At 67.5% G+C, this 10368-nt stretch carries 5 protein-coding genes; 2 read left to right on the plus strand and 3 right to left on the minus strand.

Annotated features, from left to right (window positions below):
* Nucleotides 1-26: 26 nt before the first annotated feature.
* Entirely contained in the window at nt 27-2402 is a 2376-nt protein-coding gene (locus B9C43_RS42805) for an ATP-binding protein (RefSeq protein ID WP_084433099.1), read from the plus strand.
* On the opposite strand, the gene B9C43_RS42810 is transcribed toward B9C43_RS42805, so the two are convergent.
* The 3 genes from B9C43_RS42810 to B9C43_RS42820 form a co-directional block, all read right to left on the minus strand.
* Nucleotides 2399-4429, minus strand: a complete 2031-nt coding sequence (locus tag B9C43_RS42810; protein ID WP_160097096.1) for an ATP-binding protein — start codon at nt 4427-4429, stop codon at nt 2399-2401. The two genes, B9C43_RS42805 and B9C43_RS42810, sit on opposite strands and share 4 nt — an antisense overlap.
* Nucleotides 4430-4486: 57 nt before the next feature.
* A complete protein-coding gene (locus tag B9C43_RS42815; RefSeq protein ID WP_084433101.1) occupies nt 4487-6814 on the minus strand; it encodes an ATP-binding protein in 2328 nt (775 codons plus the stop codon).
* 182 nt (nt 6815-6996) lie between these two features.
* Complete coding sequence (locus B9C43_RS42820; RefSeq protein WP_143446987.1) at nt 6997-9336, minus strand: sensor histidine kinase; 2340 nt, start codon at nt 9334-9336, stop codon at nt 6997-6999.
* A gap of 131 nt (nt 9337-9467) precedes the next feature.
* Between B9C43_RS42820 and B9C43_RS42825 the strand changes: the two genes are divergently transcribed.
* A complete protein-coding gene (locus B9C43_RS42825; protein ID WP_033392909.1) occupies nt 9468-9731 on the plus strand; it encodes a hypothetical protein in 264 nt (87 codons plus the stop codon).
* The last annotated feature ends 637 nt before the right edge of the window (nt 9732-10368 follow it).

Below are 10368 nucleotides of genomic sequence, written 5' to 3' on the forward strand. Positions count from 1 at the left end.
CCGGACAAGGTGGTCTTTTCGACACGATGCAGCGTGCGAAGTATCAGGGGATATCGGATCGGGCGCTGGGACGCCTGCCAGTCCAGCTGACCAGCTTCGTCGGCCGGCGGCGCGAGGTGTCCGAGGTGCGACACCTGCTGTCCAAGTCGCGGCTGGTGACTTGCACCGGGCCAGGCGGGGTGGGCAAGACGCGGCTGGCGTTGCAGGTCGGCGCTCAATGCCAGCGGGCGTTTCCCGACGGTGTCTGGCTCGTCGAGCTAGCCGGTCTCAACGAAGCGCAACTGGTCGCCGACGTCGTCGCCGATACCTTCGGGCTGGCAGATCATCGGGCCGATCCGACCGTCCGGTTGGAGGAGTACCTCCGCGACCGGCACCTGTTGCTGGTGCTCGACAACTGCGAGCACCTGGTGGATGCCTGCGCGATGCTCGTGGCCGGGCTGTTGAAGGCGGCACCCAGGCTGCACGTCCTGGCGACCAGTCGGCAGGTTCTCCGGGCAAGCGGTGAGCAGCTTTTTACCGTGCCGCCGTTGACGATCATCCCGGCGGAAGGAGCCATCGACGGCAGGGAGTTCCTCACCTCGGACGCCGTCACCCTGTTCGCCGATCGGGCGGGCGCCGCGGTGCCCGGCTTCCAGCTCACCCCAGAGAACCTGCCGACGGTGCATGCCATCTGTCGGCGGCTCGATGGTATCCCGCTGGCCATCGAACTGGCCGCCGTCCAGTGCCGCGCGTTCGGGCCGAAGGCAATGCTGGCTCACCTCGACGACGCGTTCGCGCTGCTGGACTCCGGGCGTGGCGGGGGCGAATCCAGACACCGGACCCTGGAGACCGCGATGGCGTGGAGCCATCGCCTGTGCACCCCGGCCGAGCAGCGGATGTGGGCGCGGCTGTCGGTGTTCGCCGATGACTTCGATCTCGATGCCGCCGAAGCCGTGGGCTCGTGGGACGGGATCGACCGGTCCGAGGTGGCCGAACTCATCGCCGGCCTGGTCGACAAGTCCATTGTCATCCGCGCCGACGAGCCCTGCGAGCGGGAGGCGCGGTTCCAGCAACTCGTCATTGTCCGGCAGTACGGAGGCCGCCAGCTGGCCCTGTCCGGTGAGGAGCTCGCCGTTCGCGAACGGCACTTGGCCTACTACCGAGCCCTGGCCAATCGCGGGGAGACCGCGTACTTCCACTCTGGCGAGGTCGCGTGGTTCACCGAGTTGCGTCGCGAACACAGCAACCTCCGGGCCGCGCTCGAGTTCTGCCTTGCCGATCCCGCTCGCGCACCCGTCGCCTTGGACATCGCCGCCCGGCTGCGGATCTACTGGTATGCCTGCGGGCTGTTCCGCGAGGGGGCACTGTGGTTGCGCCGAGCTCTTGCGGCCGCCCCGGAACCGAACGCGCTGCGTGCCAAAGCGCTGGCGGCGTGCGGGTTCCTGGTGCAGTTCTGCGGCGAGTACGACGAGGCGGCGACCATGTTCGAGCTGGCCGAACAGTTCGGGGACACCGCCATCAGCGCGGACGCCGACTGGTGTGCGGCCCTGCGTGCCGTTTACCGCGGCGACACGCGGACAGCGGTCACGCTGCTTGATCGGTCGTTGGCCAAATCCCGTGCGGTGTCCGACATGGCGGGCGTCTACCGCACGTTCATAGTGCATGGCATCGCCGCGTTCGACATCGCTCCCGACGAGGGGAAGGTGTCTGCGGAGCAGGCGCGTGCCCTGGTCGAGCTGTCGGGAGCCGACTGGTCGAAGACCATTGTGCTGAGGCTTCTCGGCCGCTACCGACTCGCCGACGGGGCGCTCCCCGAGGCGGCGGTCCTGTTCGAGGAGGCCCTGTCGCTGGCCTGGCAGACCTACGACCTGCGGACGATCGGGCGGTGCGTCGAGGCACTGGGGTGGTGTGCTTCGGGTACGGGCCACCACGAGCGGGCGGCGCTACTGTGGGGCGCGGCCGAGACGGTAGGGCAACTCGCCGGTGCCGCACCGGACTATCCGCACATCGCCAAGCGCTTCGCCCGCCACGAGCAGGCCACCCGGGAGGCGCTCACCAAGCGCCGGTTTGCGGCAGCCCTCGCCCGGGGCAAGGCGATGTCACCCGCTGAAGTGGTCGAATTCGTACTGGACAAAGCGGCAGAGGCGCCGGCTCCCACCGGGGGGACGGCTCGGCTCACCCGTCGCGAGACGGAGATCGCCCGGCTGGTGGGTGAGGGGCTGACGAACAAGGAGATCGCCGCTCGGCTCGTGATCGCCCAGCGCACCGCCGAGGGCCATGTCGAGCGCGTCCTGGCCAAGCTGGGCTTCCGATCACGAGTCGAGATCGCGGCCTGGATCAACAGCCTGTCGGCGACGCCTGACCCGGCCGGGGTTCAGCCGCCGTGCGAACCAGGCTCGACGGCCTGCGATACGAGGTTCTAGATCACTGCCTTGATGGCCTCGTCGAGGGTGAGGTGGGTTCCTTGGTGGAACGTGGCGGCGAACTTGTCATTCCCGAGTGCCTGGCGGGCTCGTTTCACGCATTGGGCGTGGGACGGGGCGAGGTGCCTGAGTGTGGCCGTTGGAGTCCCGACCGATTCCCAGATCTTGTGGGCTGCGCCGAGCAGTCGTGCGGCGTGTTCATTGTCTCCGTCCGCTGCCGCGGTCCAGGCCAGGATCTCGAGGCTGTGAGCGATGCCCCATTGGTTGCCCAATTGGTGGCCTAGCCGGATGGCTTCGCGAGTCAGCCTGCTGGTCTGTTGCCGATCGCCGGTCAACCATTTGGCGAAGCCGAGCGACCACAGCGCCCAAGATCTCGACAGGTGCGCGCGGGTTTCGGACAGAGCCAGGCACTCCTCGCCGAAGGTGACAGCACCCTCGGGGTCGCCGAGAACTGCTGTTGCCACGGTGAGCTGGAGTAAGGCGATCCAGACACCGGCTGGATCACCGATCGCGTGGTGGTGGGCGAGTGCGTCTTCGAGAAGCGTGACCGCGCGCAGGAGATGATTCTGGTAGAACGCGGCCATACCGGAGATCCGGGTGGCGTGTGCGAGGGCGGATTCATCGCGAAGTCGCTGAGCGAGGGCGCGGGACTCCTGCGCCATGGACCGTCCTGCGGCCGTGTCGGCCTGCTGGAGGGCGAGCCAGCCGCCGACCCATAGGGCGTTGGCCCGTGCCGAACTCGGTTCCTGGCTTAGCTTCAATGCCTGGTTGAGCCAACGGCGGCCTTCACGGTGGGAGCCGGTGAGGATCCAGAAGGTCCATGGCGTGGCGGCGATCTCGAGCCCTGCCTGTGCCTCTCCGGGGGTCGTCAGGCAGAACTCCAGCGCGGCTCGGATGTTCGCATGCTCCCGCCGCAGCCGGGCGAGCCCTTCCAGTTCGTTCGGCCCCAGCCACTCCCGCGTCGCGTCCTGGACGAGATGTCGGTAGTGGTCGCGGTGTCGTGCCAGTAGTGCCGCCTGCTGGCAGGGCAGTATCAGCCGTTCCTGGCCGTACTGGCGGATCGGTTCCGGCATTCGGTAGCGTGCCTGGTCGCCGTGGTCCAAGCGGATGAGGATGGACTTGTCCACCAGCCCGGCCACCAGGTCAAGGATGGCTTGCCGGGCGACTCCCTGGCCGGAGCAGACGGCCTCGGCCGCATCCACGTCAAATCCATCCGCGAATACGGATGCTCGCGCCCACAGCAGCTGTTCCTCGCGGGTACACAGGTCGAAGCTCCAGTCGATCGCTGTTCGCAGCGTTTGCAGGCGGGGTGCCGAGACCCGGCTCCCCTCGGCGAGATATTCGAAGTAGTCGCCCAGCCGGGCCAGCATCTGGTGGATCGGCATCGCCCGCACCCGTACCGCAGCCAGCTCGATGGCGAGGGGGATGCCGTCCAGCCGATGGCAGATCTGGGCGACGATCTCGTAGTTGGTGGCGTCGACCCGGAAACCGGGCAGTGCGGTCGCGGCCCGCTCGGCGAACAGGCGCACCGCCGCATATGACTTCGAAGGCCTCGTTGCCCATCCGAGGTCCGGCATTGGGAACGGGGGCACCTCCAGGAGGCATTCGCTGGTAGTTCCCAGTGCCTGCCGGCTGGTGGCCAGGATCCGTAGTCCTGGCGCCGCCCCCAGCAGCGCATCCGCCAGCACCGCGGACGTGTCCACGAGGTGCTCGCAGTTGTCCAGCACCAGCAGCAGTTGCTTGTCCCCGAGGTAGCCGAACAGCGTGTCCACTGTAGACCGAGCCGACTGATCCTGGATACCCAAGGCATCGGCGACCGTTTCGGGCAGCAGCTTGTCATCCGTCAGCCCCGCCAGCTCGACCAGCCACACGCCGTCGGGGAACACCTCGCATAACTGCGCGGCCACACGTAGCACCAGCCGTGTCTTGCCGACTCCGGCCACACCCGTCACGGTCACCAGCCGGCGTCGGCGCAACACCCGTTTGGTCTCGGCGACCTCGCGCCGACGATCTACGAAACTAGTCAATTCACCGGGAAGATTGTTCTTCGGCCGATGGGATCTGGTACGGGCCATGATGGAATCTCACGTTTCACGGTGTTCGACAGCCCAGGCGGCGATCTGCGCGCGAGAGGTCAAGCCGAGTTTGGTCAGGATGCGCTGCACGTGGCCTTCAGCGGTGCGTTGAGCGATCACCAGCCGGGCTGCGATGTCCTTGTTGGACAGTCCCTCGGCGACCAGTTCGGCGACCTGGCGTTCTCTGCGGGTCAGGGGCGTCGGTGAGGTGTCCTTCTGCCCTGGGGCAGGAGAAGACGACTTTCGTTTCTCGCCGAGCGCGCAGTCGAGAGCCTCATCGAGGGATAGTTCGGTCCCGTGCTGGAACGCGGCCTCGAAGGCGGCGTTCCCGAGTGCCCGGCGGGCCTGGGCCTCGCACGTCGCGTGCGGAGTGTTCCACTTCTCGGACCCGAGCCGGGGCAATCCGACCGTCGACCAGAGTTGGTGGGCCATGCCAAGCAACCGGGCGGCCTGTTCGCCCATACCCTCCGCCACCGCAGTCCAGGCCAACAGGTCGACAACCAGCACGATGCCCACGATGTCGTGAAAGGTCCGTTTGATTCGCAGGCTTTCGCGTGCGTGGGCCGCCGCCTTTCGTGTCTCGCCGCGCCCCCACTCGGCGTAGGCGAGATAGTAGAGCGCGTACGACCGGGCCCACTGCTCCCCGTGCCCCTCGCAGACCGCGCGGGCTTCCTCACAGAGCACCACGGCATGGTCAAGGTCGCCCTGGTGAACGTGCGCCGCGGCCAAGCCGACCCGAGCCATGATCACGAGACTGTTCAACTCGCCGAGAGATTGGAAACGTGCCAAGGACTCCTCCAGCAGCGCCACCGCACGCGACAGGTCACCCCTGAGCAGCGCGGCGAACCCCAGCCTGTGGGTGGCGTGCGCCATTGTGGACGGGTCTCCCCATTGCCGCGCCAGCGTCCGGCACTCCTCCAGCATCGACTCGCCGTCCGCGATGTGCCCCTGCTGAAGGGCGATCCAGCCATTGGCCCACCGGGCCCTGACCCCTTCCCGGGTTGGCTCCGTGTCCAGGGCGAGGGCCCGGTCGAGCCAGTGCCGTCCTTCACTCGGGAACCCACAGGCACTCCAGTAAAACCACAAAGCCGCGGCCATCCGCAGGCCGGTCCGTATCTCGCCTGGTTCGGTCAGGCAGAAATCCAACGCCGCCCGCATGTTGGCGTGCTCAAGCCGCATACGGGCGAACCACGTTGCCTGATGCGGACTGAACCATTCCGCCTCAGCACCCTCAGCCAGGCGCAGGTACCAATCCCGGTGCCGTCGCCGGACGCCCTCTTGTTCTCCGGCCTCGCGCAACCGTTCACACCCGAACTGGCGAATCGTGTCCAGCAACCGGTACCGCATCTTGTCGGCATGCTCCTCGCAGATCAGGACCGATTTGTCCGCCAGCCCGGTCATCAGGCCCAGAATCTCGCCGACGGCCAAGCCGTCCCCCGCGCACACTTCCTCGGCCGCCGCCAGGTCAAAGCCGTCGGCGAACACCGACGCCCGCGCCCACAGCAGCTGTTCCTCGCGGGTACACAGGTCGAAGCTCCACTCGATGGCCGCACGCAGCGTCTGGTGGCGAGGCAACGCGGTGCGGTTTCCCGCTGTCAACAACTCGAAGCGGTCATCCAGCCGCTCCAGGATCTGCTCCGGTCGCAAGACCCTCAGCCGAACCGCTGCCAACTCAATCGCCAACGGGATCCCCTCCAACCGGTGACAGATGCGGGCCACCGGCTCCTGATCGTCAGCGGTGATCGCGAAACCACGCGCTGTCGCCCGCTCGGCGAACAACGCCAACGCCGGATACCGCGCCGTTGCCCCCGGCGGCAGCGGCAGTTCCGGATCTGGCGCCGGCAACGGCGGGACCTGCCAGGCGCGCTCGCCGTCGGTGTCCAGCACCTGCCGACTGGTAGCAAGCACACGCAGCCCTGCTGCCGCTCGTAGTAGCGTGTCCACAAGGGCGGCGCAGGAACTCGTCAGATGCTCACAGTTGTCCAATACCAACAACAACTGCCGGCCCTGCAGGTAATGGATGAGGACTGCCAACTGTCCGCGTGTCGATTGATCCTGGATCCCGAACGCCTCGACGACAGTGTCGACAACCAGGTCAGGGTCCTGCAGCGCCGCCAACTCCACCAGCCACACGCCGTTGGCGAAGGCCCGCCGCAGATCCGCCGCGACCCGCAACGCCAGCCTCGTCTTGCCCACCCCACCGACGCCGGTCAAGGTCAGCAGCCGGGTGGCCGACAGCAGCCGCTTGGTCTCGGCAACCTCCTCTCGACGGTCAACGAAGCTACTGACCTCGACGGGAAGATTGCCCACGCGTTGACGCGGCGCGCTACTCGCCATAACAGCTCACCGTCGGTCGGTCGTTGGTGATCAGAGATGTACGAGCTCAATTGCGTGATACGACCGAGCGTGAGAGTGCCTCCAAAACTAGCTCGCCGCAACCAGAGGCGTAGGCGCAGTCACGTCAGTGGCCGCCACACGCCAGTGCGAGCCGACCGCCGATACCGCCAGCGGACGAAAAGTCACTGGGACTCGTCTTTGTTGGTTGTGTTGTTGTTGGTTGTGTTGTTGTGGTGGGTGGTGCGCGCCTTGTGGGGTGTGGGGTGGGTTTCGTCGGGTGAGCGGTTGTTCATGGTGCGGGAATTGGGTGCGGGTCTGGCCGGTGCGGGCCGTGAGTCGCCGGTGTGGCGTTTGTGGGTGCGTTTCACCGGGTTGTTGCGGGGGATTTGGGTGATCGCGGGTCCGGCGGCGAGGTGCTCGTGCGGGTCCGGCGGTGTCGCGGTGCCGGTGGTCGGGTTGGTGCCGGTGGTCGGGTTGGTGCCGGTGGTCGGGTTGGTGCCGGCTGGGATGCTGGTCTGGGTCGCGGGCCCGCGACTCTGGCCTGTCTGCTGGGTGTGGTCATTTTGGGGGCGTGGCGGGGGTGGGTCGGCGAGCATGGTCTGCGGTAGCAGCAGCTGAGCGGTGATTCCGCTGACCGGCGTCTGGGTCAGTTCGACCTGGACGCCGAGCCGGTGGGCCAACCGGCCGGCCACGTGGTGCTCGATGGACTGGGTCGGCGCGACGGTGATGTCCTGTTCGCCGCGCAACCGGGCGTTGGCCGTGGCCAGCTGCTCGGGGGGCATTCCGGCGCCGTGGTCGATCACGGTGAGCGCATACCGGACGCCGTTGCTCGCGCCGTAGATCTCCACGTCCAGGTGTGGCGGGCAGAGCGACAGGGCGTTGTCGATCAGCTCGGCGAGCAGGTGTGCCAGTGCGCCGACCACCGGACCGGTCACGTGCACCTCGTCGATCTGCCGCAGCGCGACGCGCCGGTAGTCGGTTACTCCGGAGATTCCGGCGCGGATGACGTCGGTGATGGCCAGCGGTTGCGCCCCGCACAGTGGACTCGGCTGGCCGGCCAGGACCAGCTGGCTCTCGGTGTTGCGGCGCATGCGGGTGGCCAGGTGGTCCAGCTCGAACAGCTTCGCCAGTACCGCCGGGTCCGGCTCGTCGCGTTCGAACTCGCTGATCAAGCCGAGCTGGCGGCAGACCAGGTCCTGGTTGCGGCGGCCAAACTCGGCCAGCGACTCGGTGGTGTTGCGGCGCACCAGAGCCTGCTCGCCGACCAGGTCGAAGGCTGTGCTCTGTACCCGGTCCACCGCCCGGGCGGCCGACGCGATCTCGGTAGCCGCCCGGGCGGGCGCGCGTACCGGCTGCGGCGGCGTCGGCCGCTGTGCGCCCGGCGCGTGCCAGGCGGCCGCCGCAGCCGGCAGCCGGCGCGCGGCCACCTCATGCGCCTGCGCGACCAGCGCGGCCAGCGGCCGGACGATGGACCGCAGGCAGCCTGCCACCAGAGCGACCTGCAGGCCGACTGCGAACACTGCCAGCACAAACAACACAGTCAGCCCGCCGGCGGCGTCGGTGCGCAGGTCTCTCGCGCGCTGCCGCAGGTCCTCGCCGACCGCGCGCTGCACGTCCCACATCTGGTCGACGACCGAGGTCATCTGCGCCCACCAGCCGACCGGATCGATCGGGTGCGCGATCGGGCCCACCGGCGAGGAGATCGCCACGTTCTCGGCGGCGGTCGCCTGCACCGCGGACTGCGACTCGAGGCTCGCGTCCAGCTGGGACCGCCGGGCCAGGGTCGCGTCGTGGCGAAACGCCGCCAGGCCAGCCAGTTTGACGGCCCGGATCTCGGTGAAGCGGATGTACTCACCGGCGCGGAAACGGTCGGCGGCGAAGACACCAGCCAGCAACCCGCGTTCCTGCGCCGTGGCCTCCTTGGCCGCGCCGAGCGCACTCAGCGCGCGCAGGCCCTCCCGCAGCTCGGCGTCCCGCGCCTGGCCCATACCTGGCTCGACCTCGTTCAGTGCGGCGATACCGGCGGTGTACCACTCGAACGTGGCACTTCGGTCGGCCAGGCCGGCGTCGACGTTCCGCCTCGTCGAGATCACCGCGTCAAGCCGGTCCAGCGCGCCGCGGACCTCACCGGCTCCGGGGATGTCCCCGGCAGCGACAGCCTTGTTCAGCTCGGCCAGCGCCCGGTCGGTGTTCTTCCGCTGCCGCCCGATCGACTCGATCGACTCGATCGACGGTGTGGAGCGGGACTCACCGTCGGGCTTGCCGTTGGTCACGTCACGCTCCCGCTGCAGCTCCTGGGTCAGGCTCTGCACAGCCAGCACCAGCGACACGGCTTTCTCGGTCTCCTCGGCTTCCGAGTAGTCGCTGTACCAGCCGACGACGCTCAACCCGAGCAAGACCAGCACGAGGATCACCGACACCAGCAGAATCCGCACCAACCGGTACCGGATCGTGCGGGGTGCGAGCAGCCGATAGACCAGCCGCCGGTCTCCCTCCTTTCCCGGTGCATCACCGTCAGACACAGACCCAGCACATACCAACACTGATCCTCCGATTCACGGAATAGAAATCGATTTCCTCCGCCCGCTGCCCCGGCCAAGGGATCATCAGCTGGCGGCACCTGCTGGATACCCGGTGAACAGGGCAGACTTCGTTGGCTTGCCCTGTTCACCGGGCTGCTTTCGAGTCCGCGCGCCAGTCGCGAAGCAACTACTATGCGGCCAGGCTGGCCCGGCACATCCGCACGATCTACCGGCTGGCCAGCGTGGTTGGAACCGCACCGCAACGCGGACACGACATCGACACCGTCCGTCCTGTTGACCTCGTCAACCGCGATCAGCTGCGCACGCTCACACCGGCGGCACCAGCGGTGCCCAGTCAGCGGGATGGCGTGCAGTGCGAGCTGATGCACCAGTGAATCCACCTGCGGTGCACCGGGCACGAGAGCCGTTCATGAACAGACAGCCGTCCGAGTTCCTCGTCGCGGTCTTCGCGGTCAAGCACAGCGTCGACTGCTCCGCAGCTGCGCGGATGCTGGTGACTGAGATCGTGATCGCCTCGCCTCGAGCAGACTCTTCACTGGCTTCCACCAGAGTGGATTCAGCAAGGACTCAGCACACCGTGACAACTACCTGATTGGATACCGAAGTACGCGTTGACCGCAGTCTCCGCGGGTCATCGCCGTGGCCCTGACAGACGTCGGAGAGCACGGCGGGGAGAGCCTCGGTCTCATCTCCAACATTTCCTACGCCGGGGCCTCGACGCCGACAGTCTGCAGTGAGCTGGTGAGCTTGTCGCCGATCGTGGCAAACCATTGCTCGATCAGCGGGGATCTCAGCGCGCCACTCGTCGAGGTCGACTCCCAGCACCGCCTTACGTCTGTCCCGCCATCTTCACTCGTCGACAGCGGCGGATGTGACGGATCTCTTTCGTGCGAAGGAGCTAATGTGCGATCTGGTCGCACACCCACAACCCGGCGGAGAAGAACACAACAAGGTCAGCAGCATCCCTTGACCGGCCCCATTCCTTCAGGAATGACCTGTACGGACGACGTT

Source organism: Kibdelosporangium aridum (assembly GCF_900176515.1).
GTDB classification, from domain to species: domain Bacteria; phylum Actinomycetota; class Actinomycetes; order Mycobacteriales; family Pseudonocardiaceae; genus Kibdelosporangium; species Kibdelosporangium aridum.